This window comes from Ruegeria sp. S84 (assembly GCF_056583445.1).
Genome location: NZ_CM152618.1, coordinates 2,070,251 through 2,096,254, shown reverse-complemented (window position 1 = coordinate 2,096,254; position 26,004 = coordinate 2,070,251). Strand labels below are relative to the sequence as shown.

Sequence of the window (26,004 nt, the reverse complement as noted above, 5' to 3'; positions counted from 1 at the left end):
CTTACTCAACGATGACCAGAGGCGTGCCGAATTCCACAGCATCACCATCGCCGACCAGAATGCGTTTGATGGTGCCCGACTTGGGTGCGTGGATGTGGTTCATTGTCTTCATGGCTTCGACAATCAATAGCGTGTCACCTTCCGAGACCGATGCACCGACCGAGATAAACGCAGGCGCGCCCGGTTCCGGTTGCATGTAAACCGTACCCACCATGGGCGAGGTCACAGCGCCTGGATGGCTGGCGGGATCATCCACGGCAGCGGGCGCTTCGGCAGCGGCCGGGGCGGCAGCAGGTGCGGCAACCGGTGCAGCCGCAGGAACCGCAACCTGAACCGGAGCGGCCACGGTCTGCGACATGCGGCTGACACGGACATTCAGGCTGTCTTCCTCGCCATATTCGCGCTTGACCTGCAATTCGGTCAGGTCATTCTCGCGCAGCAGTTCGGCCAGTGCCTTGATAAACGCGACATCCGCTTCGTGTTTGGTATCTGTCATGAGTGTCCTCGAAGGTTCCCCTATGCCCGTCTGTTTGCTGCGGGCTTGGTTTGATTACGCAGGGTTATAAGCCATGCAGACGGCCATGAAAAGCGCCGTCTAAGCCTGCCAAATGGGGGTTTTTGCGCGAATTACGAGGGCTGTCGCGATTACAGCGGCGTTCCAGACAATTTTGCGACCAGTTCTGGTAGCTTGCGGGCTCCGTATTTTTCCAAAAGGCGGGCGCGATAGGCCTCGATCGTGCGGTAACTTAGCCCAAGTTCAACGCCAATTTCCTTCGCGGATAAACCCCGGCATGACAGGATGGCCACTTCGCGTTCGCGGGTTGTCAATTGCACCAAGGGGCGCTCTTCCGAGATGTCCGAAAAGCTCCATATCCCGTGCCGGAACGGATCGTCTGGCGTCAGCGAACGCCCCCGCGCGCGGCACCAGAACAGGTCACCGTCGCGTCGCCGCATCACCCGTTCGTCTGTGTAATAGCCTGTATCGCGCATCACCTGCAGACTACGCGCGCCGATCCGTTCCCAATCGGCGACCGAAGGATAAAGATGCAGCAGGGGCATGTTGCGATAGTCAACCTCATCCCCGCCAAAGGTCCGCGCAAATTGCAGATTGCACCGTCGGATGATCCGGTTCTCAAGCTCAACAAGGCCGATGGGGGCGTATTCAAAGGCGGGATCGCTCATGTTCTTATGGTGACGGGTATTGCGTCGAAAGAGAAGGGTGGGTGGCAGGAAAGGGTGGGTTTCTTTCTCTGGCCGTTGTCAAAGTTGTAAATCTTCTTTGAAAATTAGTCGGCAACAGATAATAATTACTTAGTTAATCTGAAAATGCAGCCGCAGTAGCCAAGGACATAAACGCCATGCGCGACACGCTGACCGGCAGCCGGATACGCGAAAGACGGCAAATCTCTGGGCTGCGACAGGCGGAACTGGCGCGGCAGGTGGGGATTTCGGCATCGTATCTGAACCTGATCGAGCACAACCGCCGCCGCATTGGGGGCAAACTGCTTGTCGATATCGCGGCGGCTTTGTCCGTCGAGCCGTCGCTGCTGACTCAAGGGATCGAAGAGACGCTCATCGCCGCTCTGCGCGAGGCCGCGGCGGATGCAGTCGGCCAAAAGGCCGAGGTGGACGGGCTGGAAGAATTCGCCGGCCGCTTTCCCGGTTGGTCGGGTGTTCTGGCGCAGATGCATCGCCGCGTAGTGTCGCTGGAGCGCACTGTCGAAGTTCTTTCTGACCGACTGACCCATGACCCGCATCTGGCAGCCTCAATGCACGAGGTGCTGTCGACCGCCGCCGCCATCCGCTCAACAGCTGCAATCTTGGCTGAACCGGGAGAGATCGAACCGGAATGGCGCGACCGTTTCCATCGCAACCTGCATCAGGATGCCGAGCGACTGGCCGAAAGCTCCAAAGCGCTGGTGACCTATCTGGATGACAGTGACGGGCAGCGCGATCTGCGCGGTATCCCACTGGACGCGGTCGAGGCGTTTTTTGCCGAGCAAGGATATCATTTCCCGGAACTCGAAGACGGTGGGCAATTGACCGAAGTGCCGCTGGATGGGCTCGATTCCGCTGCGGCCAACACTGTGGCCTCGGGGTTGCTGGACCTTTATGCCGCCGACGCGCGCGCTATGCCGCTGGATCAGGTGTGTGCCGCGCTGGATGCAGCAAACCCCGATCCGCTGGCGTTGGCGACGGTGTTTTCAGTGGATCTTGCTACGGTGTTGCGACGGTTGGCCTTTCTGCCTGAAGGCACGCTGGCGCGTCCGGCTGGCTTGGTGATTTGCGACGCCTCCGGCAGCGTTCTGTTTTTTAAACCCGCGCCGGGGTTTGCTCTGCCGCGCCATGGCGAGGCCTGTCCGCTCTGGCCCTTGTTCACCGCCTTGAATCGGCCCTTGGTCCCGATCCGGAAACGGGTCGTTCAGCTTGGTCGAACCGCTGCCGAGTTTGAGTGTTTTGCAATCGCAACCCCTCAGCCAGCTAAGGAATTTGGAGCCGAGCCGGTCTACCGATCGGTCATGCTGGTGCTGCCGGTCGAAGACACGGTGCAGCCTGCGGAAAACGCGGCGCAAGCCGGAGCCAGTTGTCGGATATGCCCGAAACGCGAATGCAGCGCGCGGCGCGAGCCATCGATCCTGAGCGAAGGGTTTTGACAGTTTCGTGACGCAGCGCTTAATCTGGGCTGGACGGGTGGCCGGACGTGCAATCCGTCATGGGGAGGATATGCAAATATGAGCCGCAAGGTTCTGTTGATCGAGGATGAGCCCAACATCACCGAGGCGATCCGGTTTCTGCTGACACGCGAGGGGTGGCAGGTTGAAACCCATGCCGAGGGAACGGATGCGGTGCAGGTGATTCTGTCCGCGCGGCCCAATCTGGTGATTCTGGATGTGATGTTGCCGGGAAAAAGCGGGATGGATGTGCTGCGTGATCTGCGCGAACATGATGATATGAAGGCGTTGCCGGTTTTGATGCTGACCGCGCGCGGGCAATCCCGCGATCGTGAAATGGCCGAGCAGGCAGGGGTCAGCCGATTCATGACCAAGCCGTTTTCGAACACCGAAGTCCTGACAGCGGTGCGCGACCTGCATGCGCAGGCGTCTCAGTTATGAGCTCCGCGGGCGACGGCAAAGATCGGCCCTCGCCAGTTCGTCCGTCCCTGTTTCTGGAACGGCAAAGCTATCGTCGGCGCAGGCTGGCGGATGCAGCGCGGCTGCTGCCGTTCCTAGGTGCCGCAATGCTCGCGCTGCCGCTTCTATGGCCGGATGATAGCGCAGGCGCCGAGGCTCTGTCGCTATCGACGGCCATGTTCTACATCTTTGCGTGCTGGGGTGTTCTGATCCTGATCAGCGTGATCTTCGGCTTCGTCGCCAAACGCATGACCGCGCGCGAGACTGCCGAGCCCGAGGCCGAGACATGGCAACCCTGAATGTCCTGATTCTGGTCTGTCTGGGCTATGTGGTTCTTCTGTTCGGCGTCGCCTTCGCAGCGGACCGGCTGGCTGCGCGTGGCGGCGGGAAATGGTTGCGTTCCCCGCTGATCTACACCCTGTCACTGTCGATCTATTGCACTGCATGGACGTTTTATGGCGCGGTTGGCAACGCCGCGCGTTCTGGGCTTGAATTCGTAACCATCTATCTGGGTCCTACACTGGTGATGATCAGCTGGTGGTGGGGCCTGCGCAAACTCGTACGCATCGGACGCAGCCAGCGCGTGACGTCGATCGCTGACCTGATCTCGTCACGATACGGCAAGTCCAACACACTGGCGGTGTGCGTGACCATTCTGGCGGTGTTGGGCGGCACGCCTTATATCGCGCTGCAATTGCAGTCGATCACGCTGTCCTTTTCGATCTTTGCCGAGGCCGATCCCTCAGGTCTCTATCGCGAAGGCTCCAGTGTGTTCTGGGTCGCGGCGGGCTTGGCCGTCTTTGCGATCCTCTTCGGGACGCGCAATCTGGATGCCAATGAGCGCCACCACGGTGTTGTTACCGCTATTGCGTTGGAATCCGTAGTGAAACTCTTCGCCCTTCTGGCCGTTGGCATCTTTGTTGTCTGGGGCGTCGCTGGCGGCTTGGGGCCGATGATGGATCAGATCGATGCCTCGGAAATTGGCCAATGGCATGTGGATGCCGGGCGCTGGACCACTTTCATTTTCCTTTCGGCGGCGGCCTTTGTCTGCTTGCCGCGGATGTTTCAGGTCATGGTGGTCGAGAATGACGATGAAAGCCACCTGCGCACCGCCGCCTGGGCCTTTCCGCTCTACCTGCTGCTGATGAGCTTGTTTGTCGTGCCCATCGCCGTCGTTGGGTTGGACCTGATGCCCGAAGGCTCGAACCCCGACCTGTTTGTGCTGACCGTGCCGCTGTCGCAGGGCAATGACTGGTTGGCGATGCTGTCGTTCATCGGCGGGTTTTCCTCGGCCACATCAATGGTGATCGTTACCGCGATGGCGCTGTCAACCATGGTCTCGAACCATGTGGTCATGCCGATCTGGCTGAATACGCAGGAAGGCACCGCGTCGGTCTCTGGTGATGTGCGAACAGTCGTGCTGATGGCGCGGCGCGTCTCGATCGCGGCGATCATGGCGTTGGGCTATTTCTACTTCCAGCTTTCGGGGGGCGGGGCTGCCCTGACCTCGATCGGGCTGGTGGCCTTTGCCGGGATTTCCCAGATTCTGCCCGCACTGGTGGGCGGCCTGTTTTGGCGCGGCGCGACCCGAACTGGGGCGTTGGTCGGGCTCAGCGTCGGGTTCTTTCTCTGGATTTACACACTGCTGCTGCCTGGCATGGGTGGCGGCATTGTCCCGGCATCGGTGATTGAAAACGGACCCTTCGGCTGGGGTTGGCTCCGCCCGCAGGCGTTGTTCGGGATCGAAGGGATCGACCCGATGGTGCATACGGTCATGTGGTCGCTGTCGCTGAATACAATCGCATTCTGTGTCGCCTCGATGCTCAGCTTCCCCAGCCCGCTGGAACGCCTTCAGGGTGCGCAATTCGTAAATGTATTTGACCATTCAGTTTCAGCCCGTGGCTGGACCGGTTCGGTTGCGCAAAGCGAAGACCTGATGATCATGACCCAGCGGATTCTGGGCACTATTCCCGCGCAAGAGTTCTTTCAAGCCGAAGCCGAGCGCCAGAATGGTCGCCCCGGACGACTGCCCGAGCCTACGCCGCAGTTTCTGGAACGGCTGGAACGCGAACTCAGCGGCTCGGTCGGGGCCGCAACCGCCCATGCGATGATCGGTCAGATCGTTGGCGGGGCGTCTGTGTCTGTCGAAGACCTGTTGGCCGTTGCCGACGAGTCCGCGCAGATGTTGGAATATTCCAGCCAGCTTGAGGCGAAATCGACTGAGCTCAGCCGCACAGCGCGTCAATTGCGCGAGGCGAATGCCAAGCTTACGCAAGTCTCGAAACAGAAAGACGCGTTTCTTAGCCAGGTCAGCCACGAATTGCGCACGCCCATGACCTCGATTCGGGCGTTTTCCGAAATTATGCGCGACACCGATGGCCTCAGCGCCGAGGAACAAATCCGCTATGCTGCGATCATACATGATGAATCGCTGCGTCTGACTCGGCTACTGGATGATCTGCTCGACCTTAGCGTGCTGGAAAGCGGCCAGGTTAGCCTGAACATGGGCGAAGCCACCCTAAGCGAAGTTCTGGACCGCGCCGTTTCAAGCGCGCTGGCGGGCAGTGATCGAAAGATTGGCGTACGGCGGGTGCGCGCAAGTGAACGTATCCCGTTGCACACGGATCTCGACCGGCTGGGGCAGGTGTTCATCAACCTGATTTCCAACGCCCAGAAATATTGCGACGCCATTGAACCGGTGCTGACCATCTCGGCCCATGATGTCGGCGGGCAGGTGGTAATCGATTTCATCGACAACGGCGGTGGTATCCCGGCCGAGGCGCAATCGATGGTATTCGAGAAATTTGCCCGCGTCGGCTCGGACAAGGCAGGCGGGGCAGGGTTGGGGCTGGCGATCTGCCGAGAGATTATGCAGCGCCTGGGCGGCGAAGTTGCCTATCTGCCGGGGCAGGGAGGGGCGGCCTTCCGCGTCAGCCTTCCGCTGGCCTTTCGTCAGGCCGCGCAATGAGGGCGTCATAAAGACATTCGTAACCTCCGCCGGGTTAGACAAATTGTCATCGCATCGACAAACGGCGGAACGGGGCCATGACCACATCAGCACTGGCACGAAAGCTTTCAGCGGGGCAATGCGGTGCCGACACGCCCCGCTCGGTCCTGCGCGCCTTGCGGCTGGGGTTGGCACGCGCCTCCGGCGAAAGCATGGGGCTGGCGCTGTCGGTCATCGGGGCAAAGCAGGCCGTACGTGCGCAGGAAGATATAGCCGACCGGCTGAATGAGGGGTGGTTGATGCTGCTGTTTACCTCGGATCAGGGCGGCCTGGCTGCGGCCTGTCTGGACCCGGGTTGCGTCTCTGCCATCGTCCAGCAGCAAACGATTGCCATGGTCACCTCTGACCCACCACCCGAGCGTGCGTTTACCGACACCGACGCTGCCATGGTCGCCCCTCTGATCGAGGATATGCTGAGCCGGGCTCTGAAACTGGTTGAGTCCCCGGCAGACATGGCCAGCCTGTCCGGGTATGAGTTCACCTCACGCGCCGAAGGTCGGCGCGCACTGAACCTGGCGCTGGTGGATGAGGTCTATCGCATGTTTGATCTGACGGTCGAACTTGCCGGTGGTCCGCGTCAGGGCGAGGTCTGTATCCTGCTGCCCGAGCGCCCGCTCTCGGATCAGGAACAGGTTGCGGATATCACCCAATCGGGGGTGAATCTGGATCAGGCATCCGGGGTAATTCGGGCTGAGCTGAACACCGTGATCTGCCGCCTGTCTTTGCCGTTGACAGCGCTTTCGGAATTGTCCGTCGGGGATGTCCTGCCGCTGCAGGGCGCGCTGGTGGATCGGGTTGAAGTTCTGTCAATCGATCGTGCCCGAACCGCCATCGGACGTCTGGGTCAGTGCAGCGGAATGCGTGCGGTACGGATCAACGAACAAGGCCCTCCTACTGCGTTGCCCGCCAAGGACTGCGCCGGATTTCTGGCCAGCAAATCAAGCTTGACGCCCTCGGCCCCGGATGACGAGATGTCGTCCCCGCTTGATGACGATATTGTAGCGCATGATCTGACGACCGAGGATTCCCTCCTGGAACCCGACGACTTGTTGCCTGCCAGTTCCGAACAGCGTGTCACGGAAATCTCGCACCTCGCCGGTCTGCCAGCGCCCGAAGGCAATGGCCGCGATTAAGAGGCTTATCCGCGCCCTCGCAGCTGTTCCAATGCCGGGCGTAACCCGTCGAGCGCATAGCCCGCTTTTCCGGTCGCATCGAGGATTTCATCCGTGCTTAGCCGATCGCACTGTCCCAGCGCCCAGATCACCGAGCATCGTGTGCCAGAGGCGCAATAGGCCAGAACCGGCCCGCTGCAGCTTTCGGCCAGATCGCGTTGCAGCGCCACGTTTTCCGGTGTCATCGTCTGGTGTGTCAACTCCAGAACCTCATATTCCATCCCGGCCTCGCGAACGGCTTGACCGATGGCGTCTGACTGCTGATCCGGCGGAACTTCGGTATTGGGACGGTTGCAGATCACCTTGACGAAACCGGCCTCGGCAATGGCTGGCACGTCCTCCACCGAGATCTGAGGTGAGACGGCGTAGCGGGGGGTTATCGGTCGAATCTCCATGGCAATTGCTTAGGCTGCGTCGGCGATCCTGTCCAGTTGCGCACCCAGCTTTGGTGCCGCAAACATGCCCGCGATCATCGCAATCAGGAACACAATCCCGCCAACGCCCCCATATCCAAGCGAGGCCATCGCCGGGCCCGGGCACAAACCCGCCAATCCCCAACCGACGCCGAACAGGACCGACCCGACGATCAGACGGCGATCCAGTTCAACACGGGGCGGGGCGGGGAACTGTCCGCCCACTACAGGGCTCCTGTTCCGTGTCAATCGCCACGCCACCAGCATCGGCAGGATCGCCCCGCCCATGACAAAGGCGAGCGTCGGGTCCCAATTGCCGAACACATCCAGCCACCCCTGCACCTTGGTGGTGTCGGTCATGCCTGAGATCAAAAGCCCGATGCCGAACAGCGATCCGGCGAGAAAAGCAAACACTGCGCGCATTAGATCACCCCCAAAGCATGGCGAAACAGCGCAACCGTCAGGCCACCTGCAAGAATGTAGAACACCGTTGCGACGATCCCGCGCAACGAGAAGCGAGAAATCCCACAAACGCCGTGACCCGACGTGCAGCCATTGGCGATCCGTGTTCCAGCCCCCACCAGCAGCCCAGCAAGGATCACGATCGCCAGATCCGGGGTCAAATGGGTCTCGGCCTGCGGCGTAATCAATGGGCGCAGCAAAAAGGGCATCCCGATCAAGCCAGCGACGAAAGCCAGGCGTTCCGTCAATACGCTCCGGTCGCTGCGTTCCAGCAGCCCGCCCAATATGCCGCTCGCCCCCATGATCCGCCCATTAAACAGCAGATAAACGCTGGCACCTAGCCCGATCAGCAGACCACCAGCCAGACCCGAAATCCATTCGATATTCATTGTCTCATCTGCCCTCGTATCAAAGCTTATTGACTGGGATTTTCATGAAAACGTCGCCCTGCTCATCCGCTGGTGGCATCTGACCGGCCCGCATATTGACCTGCAGCGAGGGCAAAATCAGGCGCGGCATCGCAAGGGTTGCATCCCGCGCATCGCGCATCTCGACAAATTCTTCGACGCTGCGGCCCTGACCGATATGAACGTTCAGCGCCTTCTGTTCGCCAACCGTGGTCTCCCACGCGTATTCATCGCGACCAGGCGCTTTGTAATCATGGCCTACAAAAATCCGCGTCTCGTCAGGCAGAGACAGGATTTTCTGGATCGAGGCATACAGGTCCGCCGATGACCCGCCGGGAAAATCGCATCGGGCAGTTCCGAAATCCGGCATGAACAGCGTATCGCCCACAAACGCCGCATCGCCGATCACGTAGGTCATGCAGGCTGGCGTATGGCCTGGCGTGTGCAAAACGTCCCCGCGCATCTGGCCGATGTGAAAGCTGGACCCTTCGGCAAACAGTGCATCGAACTGGCTGCCATCACGCTGAAACTCGGTGCCTTCGTTGAAGACCTTGCCGAACGTGTCCTGAACGACCACGATATTCTCGCCAATCCCGATCTGACCACCCAGCTTTTCCTGTAGGTAAGGGGCTGCTGACAGGTGGTCGGCATGGACATGGCTTTCCAGAATCCATTCCACCTTCAGTCCCTGTGCCGTCACATAGTCGACAATCTGGTCGGCCGAGCTGGTGTCGGTCCGCCCCGAGGCGTGATCGAAATCCAATACACTGTCGATGATGGCGCAGGCCTGCCCCTGAGGTTCCTGCACAACGTAAGAGACGGTGAAGGTCTGCGGGTCGAAAAAAGCTTTCACACTGGGCGTCATGGGTTCCTCCGTTCAGCTTGTATACATATAACAATAGTGGAATATGTTTAAAGCCCCTAATCACGAGTTGATGTCTGTCAAAGCAATCTCCGCAATTTGAGCGTATGCTTTAGGCGACCACGGACATATTGACGGTTTTTTGCCTGACTAGGCAAGAATTCGCGATGTTTTGTTCCGGTCTCGTGCTCGTCTTAAACTCGTTACCTATATCAGGCACATTGGCACCATATGGGAGGAAGGAAATGACTGCTCAGGATCTTTTTACCGAAGCGGAACGGCTTGAACAAAAGCTGAATGGTGCGTGTCTTGAGACCCGGCTAGAGCTTCAGCCACATGTCAGCATGGTTCTGGATAAAATGCGCGCGCAGGGGGTTCATATCCCATCGCGCTTGCGTCGGCTGGATGCTGCGCTATGCGAAGACGTGCTTGAAGCGCGGTTCGACAATATGCCGATCTGATCGATCTGGTTATCCCAGCGAAATGCCCAGGATAACCATCATCAGCCCAAGTACCGACAGGAAAAGCGACGCCAGATTCCAGGGCAGAACACCCTGAACTGCAGCGCGCAACTCGTCATCCGTCAGGTTGGCTTTGCGCGCTTTCATCACTTGCAGGATGCACCAGACCAGACCGACCAGCCCGGCCACAGACAGGGCGGCCCCGCCCCAGACGATAATGTCGAACATGGTTGTTTACGCTCACCCTTTGAATCCGTGACCGCGCTTATCGGATCGGCGCAGGTCAGACAAGCCCGCCGTGCAGAATGCACGCTTGCGGTCGGGTCGGTGCCGATGTATCCGGCACCTTATTTTCAGCCCTTGGGAGAGACGCAGATGGAAGACATCACCGAAGATCAGGCCGCAGCCAACTACCGAGTGACCGCAGGCGAGCTGCGCCAGTTCGTCGAACGGTTCGAGCGTCTTGAGGCCGAAAAGAAAGACATCGCTGACCAGCAGAAAGAAGTCATGGCCGAGGCCAAGGCCCGCGGCTACGACACCAAGGTCATGCGCAAGGTCGTCGCTCTTCGCAAGCGCGACAAGGACGACATCGCCGAGGAAGAGGCGGTACTGGAAATGTACAAGGAAGCGCTGGGCATGTAGCACCAGCCGCTTACGGGTTCAGAAAACGGATATCTGGCATGGTCTGCAGCCGTGCCAGATCCTGCTCATAAAGCTCGGTAAAGGCGGTAACGATATCTTCGTTCCAGCCAGGCAGCTCCACCTCTTCTTCGATTTCATCCGTCAGCGCATGCTGCTGAAACACCTGCGCCAGCCTGCCCCTGAGCACGGGATCATTGGGGGCCGCTTGATGCTCTAACAAGCTCTGAATCTCCTGTTTGCCCATGTCTGAGACAAGTGAGGACAGCAGCGCGTATTCCTGTTCCAGCGGCGTGTCCTCGGGTAGCCCTACAAGTGCGCGTGCGATGTCGCCGCAGATCAGCGGCGAATCCTCGTTGCTCCACAAGGTGATTTTGACATCTGGCGCTAGGTCGCGAATGTCTTCGATCATGGCGAGCCAACTCAGGCAACTCAGATCGGTGGTGGCAATGATATGCTCGCGCTCAGGCGCCGATAGCAGCATCAGCACCTTGGGAATAAAGCTGCCGGGATTACGTAGCCCGACGAATAGCTCAACCGTCGAGTCGTTGAACAGATTATCCAGATAGGCCAACCTTTGACCGGCATTCGCGTAGAATTGCCCATCCATGATGATGGAAGGCCGTTCCCCCAGGTAAAGCGCGCTCGACAAGATCGCCCGGTCAACCTGCTGCCCGTTGGGGAACAGTTTATGAAATCGCGCCAGTGTATCCTGATGTGATGGCCGGTCGGTAGAGGGTTTCAGCGCAGGTCGAAAGATCTTTCTGAACGGACGAAGCCCCCAGAAGGCAGTATGATTTCCCGCAACCAGATCCGCATTCGCCTGCAGTAGATTGAGCAGGTGATCATGGTCGGTAAAGTGCGCTCCGGCTTGGATGACCATCTGCATATCGGAATTGTCCTTACCTCGGTCGGGATCGACGCCTGGGTTACAACCTGTCCCCGGTGCAGTCAAATTCGGATGAGGCCTGATATTACTGTTATCCTAAGGCAAACCAGCACAAAGTTAAGATGACCCGAAATTTCGGGCTTGCAGTCCCTGTTCCGAGATATTAATCGACACCCAGTGCCCCTATAGCTCAGCTGGTAGAGCAACTGATTTGTAATCAGTAGGTCCGCGGTTCGAGTCCGTGTGGGGGCACCATCTCTTCAGATATCTATGTATATTTGCTCGATCTGGCTCGCGACCTATGTGGTCTTGGGGGCAAATATAGGGGAACAGAAGATTCAGTAGTCGCGCTTTATTGTGCGTCAAATCTTACTGTGATGCTCCGCGCTCATCGCCCGTTTTCTACAATAAAAACGCGGCCGTCCAATGTCGGGGTTTACCAGGAACCCGGCACCCGCAACCATCGGAAACCAGCAAATATCGTATTAAGCGCTCGACCCTTAGTCTTCTTTATTAAGTTTTGATTAATCTCGAATCAAACAGACGCTGATCTCTTGTACGCTAGACGCGCCAGAGCCACTTACTCAGATAACTATTTGGTATTTGAGAGGCAATCGAGATGAACAAAGCACTGACAACCTGTGCGCTTGCGACCTCACTGCTCTTGGCTGCTTGCGGGGCTCCGACGACGCCAACTCAGGCGCAGGTACAGCAAGACGCCCGCTGCGCTGCGGGAATCCTTGGTGGCGCTGCCCTTGGGGGAGTGGTTGGAAATCGGTTCGGTGGCGGTACAGGCAAGACACTCGCGACTGCAGCAGGTGCAGGCGCTGGGATGTATGCAGGGCAATCAGCTTGCAATTGACAACCTTGCAATAAACCCTCTTACCCCAAGCTCGTTTTTGGCTCCGCAAATATTGGTTTCGCAGGTCATTTAGTTGCCCTGTCTGGCGGTTGCGCGCCTAGCTTCCTGGATGTGCCAAATTCAAGGTCAACTGGCTCAGCAGCAATCCCATTACTGCGTCGTTTCTCGCCGATGGGGTTCGCGGGTCGGAACTGAGAAAGCATAACCGTTATGGGGCAGGGTATAAGGGCCTTGCCCCTTCACGCGGTATCCTTCGATTGATTGTTATCCAATCACGGCTCGGCTGGGCGTGCTTGCTCGGGGCGCACTTCGTCATCCGCCACTTCGTCCGAAGGTTTCAAAGACAAGGGCGGGTCTTCGGGCTCTTCCGAGATTGGGGCAGGGGCGGCAGGAGTTTTGGCCAGAACCTCTTCGGGTCCCGGGACTGCGCGCGCGGTTGGGGCGGTGTCCTCTTCGACGAGTTCGGGCTGTTCAGGTTTTTCCAACGCCAGAGCCCGGCGGAAAACCAACACGTTGCGCCAGTTGGTGGTTGACCCGGTCAGCCCCGAACGTTCTTCGCTGGGCAGCAATTCGGCGCGCTGATACTCCCAGCCATCCTGTCCCATCTGGTTCAGCAGTTGCTCGATCGAGGTGGCAAACCGGCCCTCGGGCGTTTTCACGCCCTTCGCCTTGGTGCCCTTTTGCGGAGCGGGGACAACTTTGTATTCGTAGCGCTGCATCAACTGGTCCTGATTGCCGTGTCGGGGCAAATTAACATTTTGACAGGCGGGTGAAAGCCAAGATCACGCATTGGCGAATTTCGGCCCGCACTGTTGCTTTAGCCTCGCGCTGATTTGCTGACCAGCGACAGGCAGGTTTCTGTAGCGACTGCCATGTCCTGCACCGAAATCCACTCTAGCGGTCCGTGAATACACTGCATGCCCGTGAAGATATTAGGTGTCGGTGTGCCAAATTCGGTCAGGCGCGAGCCGTCGGTGCCACCCCGGATCGGCACCGAGACCGGCTCGATCCCTTGTTCACGGCAGGCCTCGCGGGCCAGATCAACCGGCGTCATGTCCTTTTCGAGCCAATAGCGCATGTTGCGATACTGATGGGAGATGTCGCAGGTGATGGTCGCACGCGGCTCGGTGGCCTGTACGGCGGCGCAGACTTGTCGGACAATCTCGCGCTGGGCTTCCAGCGCATCCATCTCGAAATCGCGCAGGATCAGTTTTATCTCCATCTCGGACGAGCCGCCGTTCATATCGGTGACATGGATGAACCCCTGGCGCCCATCCGTCACCTCGGGCGTCATCGTTGCCTGAGGTAAGGTCTGCACGATCTTTGCAGCCAGATGCGCCGCGTTTACCATTTTGTCTTTGGCCAGTCCCGGGTGGATCGAAACGCCGGTGATCTTAATCACCGCTCGGTCGGCCGAGAAGCTTTCGTATTCGATTTCACCCAGTTCCTGCCCGTCCAGCGTATAGGCGAAATCCGCGCCCAGATCTTTGGGCAGCTGTTCGGTAACACCGCGCCCGATCTCTTCATCCGGGGTAAAGGCGATGCGAATCGGACCGTGCGGCACGTCCTTGTTCTCAAGCAGGTGTCGCGCCATCGTCATCAGGATCGAAACGCCCGCTTTGTCATCGGCCCCCAGCAGAGTTGTTCCCGACGCAGTGATCAAATCATGCCCGATCTTTTCGGCCAGATAAGGGTGCTCTTCAGGCGACAGCACTAGCTCGGGATCATCAGGGAAAGTAATCTCGCCGCCATTATACCCTTTGATCACCCGAGGCTTCACGCCGGTTGCATTGAACTGAGGCGCGGTGTCGACATGCGCCAGAAACCCGATGGTCGGTCCTTCGGCCGTACCTGGGATGGTTGCCACCACGACGCTGTCACCAGTCATCTCAACATCCTGCGCACCGATTTCGGTAAGCTCTTGCTTCAGCAGGTTCAGCATGTCGAACTGGATTTCGGTGCTGGGGGTCGATGGCGAGGTCTCATCGCTCTGGCTGTCGATGGCGGCATAGCGCACCAGCCGGGTTTCCAGTTCCTGATCGAAACGATTTTTCATTAATGCTCACCTCTCAGACTTGGCGAGATGAGAATGCGCATTCGGGCAGGGAGTCAAGCCGATGGCTTGCCCGATTTGAGCGCTCTGAAATTAAGTTTTCGTTATGTACAGGTCGAACAAACCCCTGTCCGGGGTTTGTACAACTCGGAAGATTTACGAACCCAGCTTTTTGCTGACCAGTTCGTTAACGGCCTTCGGGTTGGCCTTGCCGCCGGTAGCCTTCATCACCTGACCGACGAACCATCCGGCCAGTTTCGGGTTCACCTTGGCCTTCTCAACCTGCGCCGGATTGGCCGAGATGATCTCGTCCAAAGCGGCCTCGATCGCGCCGGTATCTGTCACCTGTTTCATGCCGCGGTCTTCAACGATCTGCGCCGGGTCACCGCCTTCGGTATAGACGATTTCGAACAGATCCTTGGCAATCTTGCCCGAGATGGCATCCGACGAAATCAGATCAATGATACCCGCCAACTGAGCCGGAGACACCGGAGACTCGGTGATGTCGTGGTCTTCTTTTTTCAGGCGACCAAACAGTTCGTTGATGACCCAGTTCGCGGCCAGCTTGCCGCTGCGCCCCTTGGCGACCTCTTCGAAATAAGCCGCTGATTCCACCTCGGCGGTCAGCACCGATGCGTCATAGTCGGTCAGGCCGAACTCACTGATAAAACGAGTTTTTTTGTCGTCAGGTAGTTCCGGCAGCTTGGCAGCGATGTCGTCGACCCACGCTTGTTCGATCTCCAGCGGCAACAGATCGGGGTCAGGGAAGTAGCGATAGTCATGCGCCTCTTCTTTAGACCTCATCGAGCGTGTCTCACCCTTGTCCGGGTCATACAGACGGGTTTCCTGATCAATCTCGCCACCCGCTTCGACGATTGCGATCTGACGGCGGGCTTCGACCTCAATCGCCTGCTGGATGAACCGCATCGAGTTCATGTTCTTGATTTCGCAGCGCGTGCCCAGATGCGAAAAGTCCTGTGTTTCCTGATACTTCTCGTAAGCACCCGGCAAACAGATCGAGACGTTTACGTCCGCCCGCAGGTTGCCGTTCTGCATGTTGCCGTCGCAGGTGCCTAGGTAACGCATGATCTGGCGCAGCTTGGCGATGTAGGCCGCCGCCTCTTCCGGCCCGCGAATATCGGGGCGCGAAACGATTTCCATCAGGCAGACACCGGTCCGGTTCAGGTCCACAAAGGACATATGCGGGTCCATGTCGTGGATCGATTTGCCCGCGTCCTGCTCCATGTGGATACGCTCGATCCGTACCATACGCGCGGTTCCATCACCCATTTCGACCAGCACTTCGCCTTCACCCACAATAGGCTGATAAAGCTGGGAAATTTGGTAGCCCTGCGGCAGGTCGGGGTAGAAATAGTTCTTGCGGTCAAACGCCGATTTCAAGTTGATATCTGCTTTCAAACCCAGCCCGGTGCGCACAGCCTGTTCAACACAATACTCGTTGATCACCGGCAGCATGCCTGGCATCGCGGCGTCCACGAAGGCCACGTTCGAATTCGGCTCGGCCCCGAATTGGGTTGATGCACCCGAGAACAGCTTGGCATTGGATGAGACCTGAGCGTGCACCTCCATCCCGATCACCAGTTCCCAATCGTGCTTGGCCCCGGCAATGGTTTTGGGTTTGGGCATTTCGTATGTCAGGTCGAGCATGGCGCGCCTCATTTCCGCAGAAGTCTAAGCCTGCGTATTAGGCCCGGCGCGCCAAAGGGGCAAGGGGCAATGGCGCTTTAGTTCCCCGAGAACTGCAGCCCTGACGGTGTAAAGGTCACACTCTGCCCACTGCGCAACTCATCCCGCAACAGATTGGCGATTGCCTTCAGCGCATCGCGGCGGCCACGGGCGGCAAAACGCTCGGCCGAGTTGACGCGAAGGCTGTTATTGAACCCGTTAGCCGCATGGGCCCAGATCAGCGGATGCAGTTCGGTCATGTGATCGCGGATCAGCCAGTTTGCGGCCTCGCAAATCTGTTTGCGGGCGATATCGGCGCGCGGGTTCTGGCCCATTCTGTTCTGCAGTGTGACAGAGCAATAGGCCGCCAGCAGGTTGATTGTCTGCTGATCCGGACGACGTGCAACGATATCGCGCAAACCTTCAATGAAGTATTCGACATCCACCCGCGCGCAGGCCTCGTCATCCAGCGCGATGGCGTCGAATTGCACCCAGGTATACCCACCCGCACCCCAATTTTTCTGGGTCCGTGCGGCGTTTCGCAAGGCTTGCACCTCAAGCTGTTCATAGCTGCCGAACCAGCGCGGCAGCAGGTGGCTGCCCATCGCACGCATGTGGCGATGGTTCTGGGGATCCAGCGTGATCAGGGCCTCGTATTTATCAGCAACGCGGGTGCGCGGATCAATGTGTCCTGCCAGCAAGGCGCAATCCGCTGCAGCAATCGCCGGACTGTCGGGCAGCGCAGCGCGGCATTTCGGAAGCAGCGCAGCAGCCCGGTCGAAATGCGCGGCACAACGGGATTGGTGCAGCGCCGGCAGCGTGTCCGGGTGCGCCGTCCCGCGCCAGGCCCACGCCAAATCGATATGGGCCAAGGCAACCACAAGCGTGATCATCGGATCATCGGGATGGTTCTGAATCTCGCCTTCCAATTCCGAGATCCCGCCCAGCAGATCATAGTCTGACAGTGCTTTGCCGTCCGACAGCGCGTGCTCGGCCGCCAAAACCACATCGGACCGGGCCCCAAATGCCAACAGCTCGGAGATCGGCTGCCCGCAAGGGGTAGCCTTGCGCCCCTCATCTGCAGCGCGCATCTCCAGCGACAGTTCTGCCCACATATCCTGCCGCGCCAGATGGCGGCCACGTTCGATCACCTGATGCCCGATCGCATCATTTTCATCTGATTCTGCGATTGGGATGTTCAACTGCCCCGACGCGACAAGCCATGCAGTAGCATCGGCGACGGACGCAGGCAGAGGTGTAGGGGTGGGATCAGAAGAACCGACAATACGTGCGGCAAAAGCCTTCAAAGACCAAAACATGGCAAAACTCGAACTGGAACAAACTTGTAACACGTCCAGTTTGCCAAAAAATCTGCTCAAATCAAGACTACGTCGCGGAGAACCCGCGATTCAGGTGCCAATGTGGCCCAGACTCCATGAATCGTTTCAGAAAACTCTAAAATGATGTCGTTCGACCGCGAATCCCGCCTGATTCAGGACCATTTCGAATTGCTTGTGTGGCGGCAGTGATTCATCGGGTAAACGCACGCGTTTGTCGGATTTCAGAACCGCTGAGACGCGCACCGAGAAATCCCACCGCGTGTCAAACCGGAATCGATCCACCTCGGACAGCTTGAGTTGTCCCTGACGTTGGCCGGTGTGCCAACACAGGGTTTCATCGGTCAGCTCCATACCTGCGCTGGTGTCCTTGATGACATCCCACAGCGCGGGCAGGGTAGTCAGGGCCAGAAGCGCCATCAGCCACCAGACCGCGTTCAGCAGGATCATCAAAGCGATCAACATCGCGTAAACGCCGATCAGGATCAGAACCGTTCGCTGATTTCGGTTCTGTCGAGTGAACGTAAACGCGGTCATGCGCCCAAGATGCGCGTGACCATTTCGGTCGTGTCCCGGGACAGGTTCGGCGTGTCGGCAATGCGATTCAGTTGTGCAAGTATTAAGGCCTGACGGTCGGCGTCATAGCGTTTCCAAGTTTGGAACACGCTGCACATCCTGGCGGTGGTCTGCGGGTTTACTGGATCAAGTCGGATCAACCAGTCTGCCAGCAGCGCGTAACCTGCTCCGTTCGCTTGGTGGAAGCCTGCGTGGTTGCCTGCTAGGGATCCCATCAAGGCGCGGAAACGATTTGGGTTTTTCCAATTGAAATCAGCATGCTCGGTCAACTTGTGCGCGGTCTCAACCGATTTTTCCGGTCCGGTCATCAAGACCTGCATGGCGAACCACTTATCCATGACCAGCCGGTCATGCTGCCATTGATCATAGAAGGCGGCCAGCTCACGTTCGCCTTTGCCCGCGCGTAGCAGACAAGACAACGCGGCCAACTGCAGGGTCATGTTGTCAGCACGTGCATATTGCTCTGCGGCCTTGGCACCTCCATCCAGTCTCGAGGTCAGCGCAAGCGCCGCGCTGCCCAAGGCGCGTTTGCCTGATTGATCAGCGTCCGGCTGATAAGGCGCGTCCACCAGCGTTTCACTGTTCAGACGGGGGAGCAGGTCTTGAACGTGTTGCGCCGTGGCTTGACGCAAAGTCTCCACCGCTCGCCAGATCGCCATCGGGTCGGGGGTGATGCCCTTGTCAAATAGTGTTGCGGCCAGTTCCGATTGCGTCGGCAGACCCAGCATCAGTGCCCGGTAGGCCGGGTCCAGTGCCTCATTCCGTAGCACTGCCAGCAAGCCGTCAAGGTAGTCGGTATCAGGCGTTGCCTCATCGGTTATCATGCGCAGCAGGGTGTCCTCGGCTAGCGACCGCCCTGCCTGCCAGCGGTTGAACGGGTCGGTGTCATGAGCCAGAAGGAAGGCGCGTTCGGCATTGCTGATCTCATGTTCAAGGATCACAGGGGCCGAGAAATCACGCAGGATCGAGGGCACAGGTTTGGCCGCGAGACCGGTAAAGGTAAAACTCTGCTCGGCTTCGGTCAGTTCCAGCACTTCGGTCGCACGTATCTCGTCCCCGTTTGAACCAAGCAGACCCATAGCGATAGGGATGACCTGAGGTTGCTTGTCCTCTTGTCCCGGCGTCGGCTCGGTCCGTTGGCGCAGCGTCAGGGTATAGGTGCCATCGGCCCAATCTTCCGCGACTGAGACACGGGGGGTGCCGGACTGGCTGTACCAACGTTTGAACTGGCTCAGATCGCGGCCTGTGGTGTCTTCGAATACTTTCAGCCAATCCTCGATCGTGCAGGCCTGCCCATCATGGCGATCGAAATACAAGTCCAGTGCTTTGCTGTAGGCCTCATCCCCGACCAGCCGTTTCAGCATCCCGATCACCTCGGCGCCTTTTTCATAGACGGTTGAGGTGTAGAAGTTGTTGATTTCCTGAAAGCTTTCGGGGCGGACCGGGTGCGAGAGTGGCCCGTTATCTTCGGGGAATTGCCGCGCGCGCAGGTCGATGGCATCGTGGATACGTTTTACAGGGGCCGAGCGCATATCCGAAGTGAACTGCGCGTCGCGGAACACAGTCAGGCCCTCTTTCAGGCACAGCTGGAACCAGTCACGGCAAGTGATGCGGTTGCCGGTCCAGTTGTGGAAGTACTCATGTGCGATGATCGCTTCGATCCGTTCGAAATTCATGTCGGTCGAGGTTTCAGGGCTGGCAAGAACGGCGGAGGAGTTGAAGATGTTCAGCCCCTTGTTCTCCATTGCGCCCATGTTGAAATCGTCCACGGCCACGATGTTGAACACGTCCAGATCGTATTCACGGCCATAGACGTCCTCATCCCATTTCATCGACTTTTTAAGGGCTTCCATGCCAAAGGCGCATTTGCCTTCATCGCCGGGGCGGACCCAGAGATTTAGTTCGACGTCGCGACCGGATTTGGTGGTGAACTGGCCGGGATGGGCGATCAGCTCTCCGGCGACCAGCGCGAACAGATAGGCGGGTTTGGGCCATGGATCGACCCATTCAGCCCAGCCCTCGCCTTTGCCCGAAGGGTTGCCGTTCGATAGCAGCACGGGAAGGTCGCCATTGATGCGCACCGTGAAGGTAGACATCACATCGGGGCGGTCGGGATAATAGGTGATCTTGCGAAACCCTTCGGCTTCGCATTGGGTGCAATACATGCCGTTCGACATATACAGCCCCTCAAGCGCGGTGTTGTTGCCGGGATCGATCTCGACCACGGCCTCCCACACGAAAGGCGCGTCTGGAACCGTTGCGGTGAGGCCTTCGGTGGTCACCTCAGGCGTGATCACGTCGCCATCAATTGCGGCACGGATCAGCTTTAGCTCTTCGCCATGCAGAAAAAACGTGCGGTCGGTCGCTTCGGGGTTCGAGCGGAAGGCGATGCGGGAAGTGACGCGAGTGGCGTGTGCGGCCAGATCGAAGGTCAGATGCACGCTGTCCACTAGAAACCCGAACGGAGTGTAGTCTTTAAGATAAATCGTTGTGGGGGCGGCGTCGCGCATCGGGGGCCTCATCGACTGGGAATCTGGCGCGACGTTATGGGCTTCGCGCGGACGCTGCAACCGATGTGCCATTGCCGCTGTTCATTTGAGACGGTTCGCGCTGGGTCAAATGCCCCTCATGTCGGGACAGAAGTTGCCTATCGGAAACGAACGCCCTAATTGAGGAGCGCATACAATGGCACACAATCGTAGGGGATTCGGAATATGAGCAGCAGAGAGACCCGCAACGGGCTGCAGATTGACCCGGTTCTGGTGGATTTCATCGAACAGAAGGCGCTGCCGGGCACGGAAGTTTCGGCAATTGATTTCTGGGCGGGTTTGTCGCGCTTGGCCAATGAGCTTGGGCCGAAAAACCGGGCGCTGCTGGACAAGCGGGCTGACATTCAGGGCCGGATCGATGGCTGGCACGCAGCGCGGCGGGGGTTGCCCATTGACGCGGCTGAATATCAGTCTTTTCTGCGTGAGATTGGGTATCTGGTAGAGGAAGGCGACGATTTCGAGATCGAGACAGCCAGTGTCGACCCTGAAATCGCGCTAATCCCCGGACCGCAATTGGTTGTGCCGATCACCAACGCGCGCTTTGCGTTGAATGCCGCAAATGCGCGCTGGGGCAGTTTATATGATGCGCTTTATGGAACAGATGCGTTAGGCGATCTGCCGACAGGCAAGGCTTATGACGCCGGGCGCGGTGCGCGGGTCATCGCCTGGGCGAAGGCGTTCCTGGATGAGGCTGTGCCGCTATCCGAAGGGTCCTGGGCGGAGGTCTCCGGGTTAAGCGTTAAGGACGGTGCGCTGATGCCGAAGCTCGCCGACCCGTCTCAGTTCGCAGGCTACGCTGGCGCAGCTGAAGCACCGGAGTTTGTATTGCTAAGCAACAACGGGTTGCACATTCAAGTCAGGATTGATGCGCATAGCACAATTGGCGCCACCGATCCTGCAGGTATTTCTGATGTCCGTTTGGAATCCGCGCTTTCGACCATCATGGATTGCGAGGATTCTGTTGCTTGTGTCGACGCGACCGACAAAGTGTTGGCATATGGAAACTGGCTTGGCTTGATGGACGGAAACCTGACCGAAGAGGTTACGAAAGGCGGCACAACCTTCACGCGCAAGCTTGCTGGGGATTTGGCCTACATGGCTCCGAATGGCACGCCAGCCACTCTGAAAGGTCGGTCGCTGATGCTGGTGCGAAATGTGGGCCATCTAATGACGAACCCCGCAGTGCTGGATGCCGAAGGGCGCGAGATTGGTGAAGGTTTGATGGACGCGCTCTGCACAACGCTGATCGCCATGCATGACCTGAAGCGCGAGGGCGGGAACTCGGTCAAGGGTTCGGTCTATGTGGTCAAACCCAAGATGCACGGGCCCGAGGAGGTGGCGTTTTCGGTCGAGATTTTCGACATGGTCGAGGATATCCTGGGCCTGCCGCGCAATACGGTGAAGCTGGGCATTATGGATGAAGAGCGGCGCACATCGGCCAACCTCAAGGAATGCATCCGGGCCGCAAAATCGCGCGTGGCCTTTATCAATACCGGATTCCTGGATCGGACGGGGGATGAGATTCATACTTCTATGGAAGCAGGCCCGATGCTGCCGAAGGGCGATATCAAGGATACGCCATGGATTGCGTCTTACGAGGATCGCAATGTGGATATCGGACTGGTCTGCGGCCTGAAAGGCAGAGCGCAAATTGGCAAGGGTATGTGGGCCATGCCCGATCGGATGGCGGACATGCTGGCGACCAAGATCGGCCACCCGCAATCCGGTGCAACCTGCGCCTGGGTGCCGTCACCTACTGCGGCAACGCTTCATGCAACCCACTATCACAAGATCGATGTGTTGGCGCGCCAGGATGAATTGGCCGCTGGCGGGGCTCGGGGTACGTTGAATGATCTGCTGACCATACCTCTGCTGGGCGGGCGTAATCTCAGCGCTGGTGAGATCACCCGTGAGATCGAGAACAACGCACAAGGAATCTTGGGTTATGTTGTGCGCTGGATTGATCAGGGTGTTGGCTGCTCGAAAGTTCCGGATATCAACGACATAGGACTGATGGAGGACCGCGCGACCTGTCGGATTTCTTCGCAGGCGCTGGCCAACTGGTTGCATCACGATGTGGTCAGTCAGGAACAGGTGATGGCGGCGATGCAGAAAATGGCCGCGGTAGTGGACCGTCAGAACGAAGGAGACCCGGCCTACAGGCCCATGGCACCGGGTTTTGACGGGGTGGCGTTTCAGGCGGCTTGTGATCTGGTGTTCCGGGGGCGGGTGCAGCCCTCGGGTTATACCGAGCCTGTGCTGCACGCCCGTCGCCTGGAACTGAAGGCAAGTTTGAGCTAGGGGCAAGGGCAGGAACGAGGGGGCTGTCTGCCCCCTCGTGCTCCCCCGAAGGTATTTTTGGCCAGATGAAAAGGATCGGGCATGAACATTTCATTGCGCAAAGCGCGGACCATCATTCGTAAAGCTCTGGAAAAAGGGCGCGAGATGGAGCTGAAACCGCTCTCGGTTGTTGTCCTGGACGCCGGAGGCCACGTGATCTCGTTCGAACGCGAAGATGGCGCCGCGCCGGGGCGTTTTGCAATCGCACATGGCAAGGCTTACGGATCGGTAATGCTGGGTATGGCGGGGACCGCGCAGATGCAGCGGGCCGAAGGGCAGGCCTATTTCATGGCGGCCGTGAACGGGGTTTATGGCGGTCAGGTTGTTCCGGTTCCTGGCGGTGTGCTGCTGCGTGACCGCAAGGGCGCGGTGATCGGTGCCGTGGGTGTAACCGGCGACACTTCGGATAATGACGCAGCGGCCGCGTTGGCAGGTATCGAAGCCGCTGGGTTGACGGGCGAGATCTGACCCCTACGCCGAACTTCATCGGGGATGTGCGTCGCTGAACACGCGCTTGCGCTACCATGCAGGGTCTGTGCCGTTGCGCGCGGCCAAACCTGCCGATAGGTTTTGCAGGAAATGAGCGATACAAGGGACTTGGAATGGCGCGCCCCGTCGTTGGAATAATCGGCAACTCTTATCTGATGAATGATCAGTATCCGACCCATGCGGGCGGAACGATGAATTCCGAGGCGGTCTCGAACGTGTCTGACTGTCTGCCGCTACTGATCCCCGCCGACCCGCGTTATGTAGCGGTTGATGAGTTGCTCGAGGTTTGCGACGGCTTCCTGCTGACCGGCGGCCGTCCGAACGTTCACCCCGAAGAATATGGCGAGCCCGCGACCGAGGCGCATGGTGAGTTTGACCGCGCGCGGGATGCAATCACGCTGCCTTTAATCCGGGCTTGTGCTGAGCGGGGTCAGCCGTTCTTTGGGATTTGTCGCGGGTTTCAAGAAGTAAACGTCGCCTTGGGTGGTACGCTCTACCCTGAGATTCGTGACCTCCCGGGGCGTCAGAACCACCGGATGCCACCCGACGGCACTTTGGAGGAGAAGTTTGCTCTGCGCCATGTCGTGTCGCTAACCGAAGGTGGTGTGTTCCACCGCCTGCTGGGCGCGGCCGAAGTTATGACCAATACGTTACACGGACAAGGGATCAAGACGCTGGGCGAGAATGTGGTGATCGATGGCCACGCGCCTGATGGCACGCCTGAGGCGATCTATGTCGAGGATGCCCCAGGCTTTACCCTTTCGGTCCAATGGCACCCTGAATGGGACGCGGCGAATGACCCGGTTTCGCGGCCATTGTTCAAGGAATTTGGTCGCGCCGTATACGATTGGAAAAACGCGAAAACGGTCGGGGCGATCCGGCAGTCTGCTTAGTCACGCTAATCTGTCGATGGATCGTTCTAAGGTTTGCCGGCAACATTCGAATAAAAAGATAATTGGATATCTTCCCTGAACCGCGAATTTGCGCCGAGATACCCTTGGCCATATTCAAATCTGACTGGGTTCGGAGCAGTTCATGCACAGCTTTTCAGGAAAGTACCCTCGCGGTTTAAGAGAATTCGTTCCTGCGGCACTTTTTTTGGCGGTCCTGGGAACTGCTGGGCATGCGCAACAATGCAGCTCGGCCGGAGACCTGCTTTACATCGGGCGAACACCTGACTCTTCATCCTCATTGTGGTTATCGCAGACGGAAAGCGGTGCTTTTCGTCTGGAAGCTGCACAGGGCAACACGACCGTTGATACCTGGAGCCGATCTCGGCCCGGAGTTCATCTAAGCTTGTCTCCCTTCGTATCTAATGGATCAGGGGGCGTTCATCGTCTGTTCAAACGCGGAGGGGCACCAAATGGGCGCGACTGTCTGATCGATACGCAAAACCAAAAAAGAGATTGGACGCTGCCGGGTTGGGGTGGTGGCAATGGTGGCGGCGGGGGAGGAAACGGAGGCGGCTCGGGTGGATCCGGCGGCGGTTCCGGTGGTGGCTTCGGCGGTGGCGGCGGCTCGGGTGGATCAGGTGGCGGATTCGGAGGCGGGGGCGGCTTTGGAGGCGGCGGTTCCGGTGGTGGCTTCGGCGGTGGCGGCGGCTCGGGCGGATCCGGTGGTGGCTCTGGTGGCGGATCCGGTGGTGGCTCTGGTGGCGGTTCTGGTGGCGGTTCTGGTGGTGGCTCTGGTGGCGGTTCCGGAGGGTCGGGCGGTGGAATTGGCAACATAGGCGAGACAGGTCGACCCGTTAATCCGCTCTACGTAAGTGGGCGACCTTCGGGCGATGATCAAGCCTGCGTGGCGGATGCGACGGGTAAGCTTGACCCTGCCTTGTGCGATCCGGTTGTCGGCCCTCCGCTGACGGAGGGGCGCGAGTTTGGGCCAGAATCTGTTTGGAATGTATGGACCAATTTCACCTACACAGACATTGAAGACACCCGTGGAAACAGCGAACTGGATGTGAACGACAGCTTTTTCGAAATTGGAATCGACCGTCTTGTCCAAGAAAACCTCGTGCTTGGTTTGCAGCTTGAATACGAAAACACCCAGCTGGACGGCTTTCAGGGGCAGTTTTCTCAGGATACTTCGGGATTCGCGATCGGACCCTATTTCGCCTGGCGGATGTCTGAGAGGTGGGTTCTAAACGGTCTCGCCACGGTCGGTCGCTTCTCCACGGATGTGGATGTGCTGGAGCTGAGCGGTGATTTTGATCGCACCCGTTGGCGCGCGAATCTCGAGGCAATCGGACAATATGAGGCTGGAGCTTACCTAATTCGTCCGTCGATCTCGTTTGATTACTATAATTACAGTGCCGAGGATTACGATCTCACCGGGACGTATCTGGGAAATCCAGCCGAGTTTATTGGTGAAATCCAAGAAGCAAAATACAGTGCCCTAACGCCCGAGGTCGAAGTAAGTCGTCCGTTCTTCAATGGCAGCTCCGTCATCTCACCTTATGCATCGCTCAGCGCGACCTATTGGTTTGAACGCGAGAACTTAGGGGTGGAACAGTTGCAAACACTGACAATGATGTTGTTTGGTCAACCCGTTTGGGTGTGAGAGGACGCACAAGCAAGACGGTGTTTCTGGAGGCTTCAATCGGATATCTCGACATGTTCGAAAGTGATTTTGAAGCGACGGAAGCTGCAATCTTTCTCTCTGTCAACTTC

At 58.4% G+C, this 26,004-nt stretch carries 26 protein-coding genes and 1 tRNA gene; 13 read left to right on the top strand and 14 right to left on the bottom strand.

What is annotated here, in order from left to right; genetic code table 11:
* Nucleotide 1: 1 nt before the first annotated feature.
* Entirely contained in the window at nucleotides 2-496 is a 495-nt protein-coding gene (gene accB / locus AC1DFB_RS10560) for an acetyl-CoA carboxylase biotin carboxyl carrier protein (protein WP_170397178.1), read from the bottom strand.
* A gap of 149 nt (nucleotides 497-645) precedes the next feature.
* Entirely contained in the window at nucleotides 646-1,182 is a 537-nt protein-coding gene (locus AC1DFB_RS10555; RefSeq protein ID WP_170397176.1) for a helix-turn-helix domain-containing protein, read from the bottom strand.
* A gap of 176 nt (nucleotides 1,183-1,358) precedes the next feature.
* Here AC1DFB_RS10555 and AC1DFB_RS10550 point away from each other — a divergent pair, with 176 nt between their 5' ends.
* From AC1DFB_RS10550 to AC1DFB_RS10530, 5 genes are all read left to right on the top strand, one after another.
* Complete coding sequence (locus tag AC1DFB_RS10550; protein WP_170511509.1) at nucleotides 1,359-2,654, top strand: helix-turn-helix transcriptional regulator; 1,296 nt, start codon at nucleotides 1,359-1,361, stop codon at nucleotides 2,652-2,654.
* Between the two features lie 78 nt (nucleotides 2,655-2,732).
* A complete protein-coding gene (locus tag AC1DFB_RS10545; protein WP_170397172.1) occupies nucleotides 2,733-3,113 on the top strand; it encodes a response regulator transcription factor in 381 nt (126 codons plus the stop codon).
* Nucleotides 3,110-3,430 (top strand): hypothetical protein, encoded by a 321-nt coding sequence (locus tag AC1DFB_RS10540; RefSeq protein ID WP_170397170.1) that lies wholly within the window; start codon nucleotides 3,110-3,112, stop codon nucleotides 3,428-3,430. Before AC1DFB_RS10545 ends, AC1DFB_RS10540 begins: the two co-directional genes overlap by 4 nt.
* Nucleotides 3,418-6,099 carry an ATP-binding protein gene (locus AC1DFB_RS10535; RefSeq protein ID WP_170397168.1) on the top strand — a complete coding sequence of 894 codons (2,682 nt, stop codon included), beginning with the start codon at nucleotides 3,418-3,420 and terminating at the stop codon, nucleotides 6,097-6,099. The genes AC1DFB_RS10540 and AC1DFB_RS10535 overlap by 13 nt, the downstream gene beginning before the upstream one ends.
* 77 nt (nucleotides 6,100-6,176) lie before the next feature.
* Nucleotides 6,177-7,271 (top strand): FliM/FliN family flagellar motor C-terminal domain-containing protein, encoded by a 1,095-nt coding sequence (locus tag AC1DFB_RS10530; protein ID WP_480921215.1) that lies wholly within the window; start codon nucleotides 6,177-6,179, stop codon nucleotides 7,269-7,271.
* Nucleotides 7,272-7,276: 5 nt separating this feature from the next.
* On the opposite strand, the gene AC1DFB_RS10525 is transcribed toward AC1DFB_RS10530, so the two are convergent.
* The 4 genes from AC1DFB_RS10525 to AC1DFB_RS10510 are packed head-to-tail and all read right to left on the bottom strand — an operon-like array spanning nucleotide 7,277 to nucleotide 9,457.
* Nucleotides 7,277-7,705: a TIGR01244 family sulfur transferase gene (locus AC1DFB_RS10525; protein WP_170511514.1), complete on the bottom strand. Its 429-nt coding sequence runs from the start codon at nucleotides 7,703-7,705 to the stop codon at nucleotides 7,277-7,279.
* A 9-nt stretch (nucleotides 7,706-7,714) separates the two neighbouring features.
* A complete protein-coding gene (locus AC1DFB_RS10520) occupies nucleotides 7,715-8,146 on the bottom strand; it encodes a DUF6691 family protein (RefSeq protein WP_480921214.1) in 432 nt (143 codons plus the stop codon).
* Entirely contained in the window at nucleotides 8,146-8,574 is a 429-nt protein-coding gene (locus AC1DFB_RS10515; protein WP_170799923.1) for a YeeE/YedE thiosulfate transporter family protein, read from the bottom strand. The genes AC1DFB_RS10520 and AC1DFB_RS10515 overlap by 1 nt, the downstream gene beginning before the upstream one ends.
* A 19-nt stretch (nucleotides 8,575-8,593) precedes the next feature.
* On the bottom strand, nucleotides 8,594-9,457 hold the full coding sequence (locus AC1DFB_RS10510; protein ID WP_170397158.1) for an MBL fold metallo-hydrolase: 864 nt from the start codon (nucleotides 9,455-9,457) through the stop codon (nucleotides 8,594-8,596).
* 242 nt (nucleotides 9,458-9,699) lie between these two features.
* Between AC1DFB_RS10510 and AC1DFB_RS10505 the strand changes: the two genes are divergently transcribed.
* On the top strand, nucleotides 9,700-9,915 hold the full coding sequence (locus AC1DFB_RS10505; protein ID WP_170397156.1) for a hypothetical protein: 216 nt from the start codon (nucleotides 9,700-9,702) through the stop codon (nucleotides 9,913-9,915).
* Nucleotides 9,916-9,924: 9 nt separating this feature from the next.
* Here the strand turns inward: AC1DFB_RS10505 and AC1DFB_RS10500 are convergent, their stop codons facing one another.
* The gene (locus tag AC1DFB_RS10500) at nucleotides 9,925-10,143 is read right to left on the bottom strand and encodes a hypothetical protein (RefSeq protein ID WP_170397154.1); all 219 of its coding nucleotides are present in this window, start codon (nucleotides 10,141-10,143) and stop codon (nucleotides 9,925-9,927) included.
* Between the two features lie 147 nt (nucleotides 10,144-10,290).
* Here AC1DFB_RS10500 and AC1DFB_RS10495 point away from each other — a divergent pair, with 147 nt between their 5' ends.
* Nucleotides 10,291-10,557 (top strand): DUF2312 domain-containing protein, encoded by a 267-nt coding sequence (locus AC1DFB_RS10495; RefSeq protein ID WP_170397751.1) that lies wholly within the window; start codon nucleotides 10,291-10,293, stop codon nucleotides 10,555-10,557.
* A gap of 10 nt (nucleotides 10,558-10,567) precedes the next feature.
* Here the strand turns inward: AC1DFB_RS10495 and AC1DFB_RS10490 are convergent, their stop codons facing one another.
* Nucleotides 10,568-11,443, bottom strand: coding sequence for a hypothetical protein (locus AC1DFB_RS10490; protein ID WP_170647637.1), 876 nt, complete (start codon nucleotides 11,441-11,443; stop codon nucleotides 10,568-10,570).
* 179 nt (nucleotides 11,444-11,622) lie between these two features.
* Here AC1DFB_RS10490 and AC1DFB_RS10485 point away from each other — a divergent pair.
* Nucleotides 11,623-11,698, top strand: a tRNA-Thr gene (locus AC1DFB_RS10485).
* Between the two features lie 364 nt (nucleotides 11,699-12,062).
* On the top strand, nucleotides 12,063-12,305 hold the full coding sequence (locus tag AC1DFB_RS10480; RefSeq protein ID WP_170397150.1) for a glycine zipper 2TM domain-containing protein: 243 nt from the start codon (nucleotides 12,063-12,065) through the stop codon (nucleotides 12,303-12,305).
* A 272-nt stretch (nucleotides 12,306-12,577) separates the two neighbouring features.
* Here the strand turns inward: AC1DFB_RS10480 and AC1DFB_RS10475 are convergent, their stop codons facing one another.
* From AC1DFB_RS10475 to pepN, 6 genes are all read right to left on the bottom strand, one after another.
* Entirely contained in the window at nucleotides 12,578-13,024 is a 447-nt protein-coding gene (locus AC1DFB_RS10475) for a DUF4177 domain-containing protein (protein ID WP_170397148.1), read from the bottom strand.
* A 98-nt stretch (nucleotides 13,025-13,122) separates the two neighbouring features.
* Nucleotides 13,123-14,361 carry a peptidase T gene (gene pepT, locus AC1DFB_RS10470; RefSeq protein WP_170799927.1) on the bottom strand — a complete coding sequence of 413 codons (1,239 nt, stop codon included), beginning with the start codon at nucleotides 14,359-14,361 and terminating at the stop codon, nucleotides 13,123-13,125.
* A gap of 153 nt (nucleotides 14,362-14,514) precedes the next feature.
* Complete coding sequence (gene gatB / locus AC1DFB_RS10465) at nucleotides 14,515-16,026, bottom strand: Asp-tRNA(Asn)/Glu-tRNA(Gln) amidotransferase subunit GatB (RefSeq protein WP_480921213.1); 1,512 nt, start codon at nucleotides 16,024-16,026, stop codon at nucleotides 14,515-14,517.
* A gap of 77 nt (nucleotides 16,027-16,103) precedes the next feature.
* On the bottom strand, nucleotides 16,104-17,363 hold the full coding sequence (locus tag AC1DFB_RS10460; RefSeq protein ID WP_170733179.1) for a hypothetical protein: 1,260 nt from the start codon (nucleotides 17,361-17,363) through the stop codon (nucleotides 16,104-16,106).
* 126 nt (nucleotides 17,364-17,489) lie between these two features.
* The gene (locus tag AC1DFB_RS10455; protein WP_170799932.1) at nucleotides 17,490-17,918 is read right to left on the bottom strand and encodes a hypothetical protein; all 429 of its coding nucleotides are present in this window, start codon (nucleotides 17,916-17,918) and stop codon (nucleotides 17,490-17,492) included.
* Nucleotides 17,915-20,467, bottom strand: a complete 2,553-nt coding sequence (gene pepN, locus AC1DFB_RS10450) for an aminopeptidase N (protein WP_480921212.1) — start codon at nucleotides 20,465-20,467, stop codon at nucleotides 17,915-17,917. Before pepN ends, AC1DFB_RS10455 begins: the two co-directional genes overlap by 4 nt.
* Before the next feature lie 204 nt (nucleotides 20,468-20,671).
* Here pepN and AC1DFB_RS10445 point away from each other — a divergent pair, with 204 nt between their 5' ends.
* From AC1DFB_RS10445 to AC1DFB_RS10430, 4 genes are all read left to right on the top strand, one after another.
* Nucleotides 20,672-22,807, top strand: coding sequence for a malate synthase G (locus tag AC1DFB_RS10445; RefSeq protein WP_480921211.1), 2,136 nt, complete (start codon nucleotides 20,672-20,674; stop codon nucleotides 22,805-22,807).
* A gap of 81 nt (nucleotides 22,808-22,888) precedes the next feature.
* Nucleotides 22,889-23,314, top strand: a complete 426-nt coding sequence (locus AC1DFB_RS10440; RefSeq protein ID WP_170397135.1) for a heme-binding protein — start codon at nucleotides 22,889-22,891, stop codon at nucleotides 23,312-23,314.
* A gap of 134 nt (nucleotides 23,315-23,448) precedes the next feature.
* Nucleotides 23,449-24,228, top strand: a complete 780-nt coding sequence (locus AC1DFB_RS10435; protein WP_170397133.1) for a gamma-glutamyl-gamma-aminobutyrate hydrolase family protein — start codon at nucleotides 23,449-23,451, stop codon at nucleotides 24,226-24,228.
* 403 nt (nucleotides 24,229-24,631) lie between these two features.
* A complete protein-coding gene (locus AC1DFB_RS10430) occupies nucleotides 24,632-25,894 on the top strand; it encodes an autotransporter outer membrane beta-barrel domain-containing protein (RefSeq protein ID WP_480921210.1) in 1,263 nt (420 codons plus the stop codon).
* The last annotated feature ends 110 nt before the right edge of the window (nucleotides 25,895-26,004 follow it).

Bases quoted from the DNA above. Each gene is read 5' to 3' on its own strand.
- accB (WP_170397178.1), bottom strand. From the start codon at position 496: ATGACAGATACCAAACACGAAGCGGATGTCGCGTTTATCAAGGCACTG.
- AC1DFB_RS10555 (WP_170397176.1), bottom strand. From the start codon at position 1,182: ATGAGCGATCCCGCCTTTGAATACGCCCCCATCGGCCTTGTTGAGCTT.
- AC1DFB_RS10550 (WP_170511509.1), top strand. From the start codon at position 1,359: ATGCGCGACACGCTGACCGGCAGCCGGATACGCGAAAGACGGCAAATC.
- AC1DFB_RS10545 (WP_170397172.1), top strand. From the start codon at position 2,733: ATGAGCCGCAAGGTTCTGTTGATCGAGGATGAGCCCAACATCACCGAG.
- AC1DFB_RS10540 (WP_170397170.1), top strand. From the start codon at position 3,110: ATGAGCTCCGCGGGCGACGGCAAAGATCGGCCCTCGCCAGTTCGTCCG.
- AC1DFB_RS10535 (WP_170397168.1), top strand. From the start codon at position 3,418: ATGGCAACCCTGAATGTCCTGATTCTGGTCTGTCTGGGCTATGTGGTT.
- AC1DFB_RS10530 (WP_480921215.1), top strand. From the start codon at position 6,177: ATGACCACATCAGCACTGGCACGAAAGCTTTCAGCGGGGCAATGCGGT.
- AC1DFB_RS10525 (WP_170511514.1), bottom strand. From the start codon at position 7,705: ATGGAGATTCGACCGATAACCCCCCGCTACGCCGTCTCACCTCAGATC.
- AC1DFB_RS10520 (WP_480921214.1), bottom strand. From the start codon at position 8,146: ATGCGCGCAGTGTTTGCTTTTCTCGCCGGATCGCTGTTCGGCATCGGG.
- AC1DFB_RS10515 (WP_170799923.1), bottom strand. From the start codon at position 8,574: ATGAATATCGAATGGATTTCGGGTCTGGCTGGTGGTCTGCTGATCGGG.
- AC1DFB_RS10510 (WP_170397158.1), bottom strand. From the start codon at position 9,457: ATGACGCCCAGTGTGAAAGCTTTTTTCGACCCGCAGACCTTCACCGTC.
- AC1DFB_RS10505 (WP_170397156.1), top strand. From the start codon at position 9,700: ATGACTGCTCAGGATCTTTTTACCGAAGCGGAACGGCTTGAACAAAAG.
- AC1DFB_RS10500 (WP_170397154.1), bottom strand. From the start codon at position 10,143: ATGTTCGACATTATCGTCTGGGGCGGGGCCGCCCTGTCTGTGGCCGGG.
- AC1DFB_RS10495 (WP_170397751.1), top strand. From the start codon at position 10,291: ATGGAAGACATCACCGAAGATCAGGCCGCAGCCAACTACCGAGTGACC.
- AC1DFB_RS10490 (WP_170647637.1), bottom strand. From the start codon at position 11,443: ATGCAGATGGTCATCCAAGCCGGAGCGCACTTTACCGACCATGATCAC.
- AC1DFB_RS10480 (WP_170397150.1), top strand. From the start codon at position 12,063: ATGAACAAAGCACTGACAACCTGTGCGCTTGCGACCTCACTGCTCTTG.
- AC1DFB_RS10475 (WP_170397148.1), bottom strand. From the start codon at position 13,024: ATGCAGCGCTACGAATACAAAGTTGTCCCCGCTCCGCAAAAGGGCACC.
- pepT (WP_170799927.1), bottom strand. From the start codon at position 14,361: ATGAAAAATCGTTTCGATCAGGAACTGGAAACCCGGCTGGTGCGCTAT.
- gatB (WP_480921213.1), bottom strand. From the start codon at position 16,026: ATGCTCGACCTGACATACGAAATGCCCAAACCCAAAACCATTGCCGGG.
- AC1DFB_RS10460 (WP_170733179.1), bottom strand. From the start codon at position 17,363: ATGTTTTGGTCTTTGAAGGCTTTTGCCGCACGTATTGTCGGTTCTTCT.
- AC1DFB_RS10455 (WP_170799932.1), bottom strand. From the start codon at position 17,918: ATGACCGCGTTTACGTTCACTCGACAGAACCGAAATCAGCGAACGGTT.
- pepN (WP_480921212.1), bottom strand. From the start codon at position 20,467: ATGCGCGACGCCGCCCCCACAACGATTTATCTTAAAGACTACACTCCG.
- AC1DFB_RS10445 (WP_480921211.1), top strand. From the start codon at position 20,672: ATGAGCAGCAGAGAGACCCGCAACGGGCTGCAGATTGACCCGGTTCTG.
- AC1DFB_RS10440 (WP_170397135.1), top strand. From the start codon at position 22,889: ATGAACATTTCATTGCGCAAAGCGCGGACCATCATTCGTAAAGCTCTG.
- AC1DFB_RS10435 (WP_170397133.1), top strand. From the start codon at position 23,449: ATGGCGCGCCCCGTCGTTGGAATAATCGGCAACTCTTATCTGATGAAT.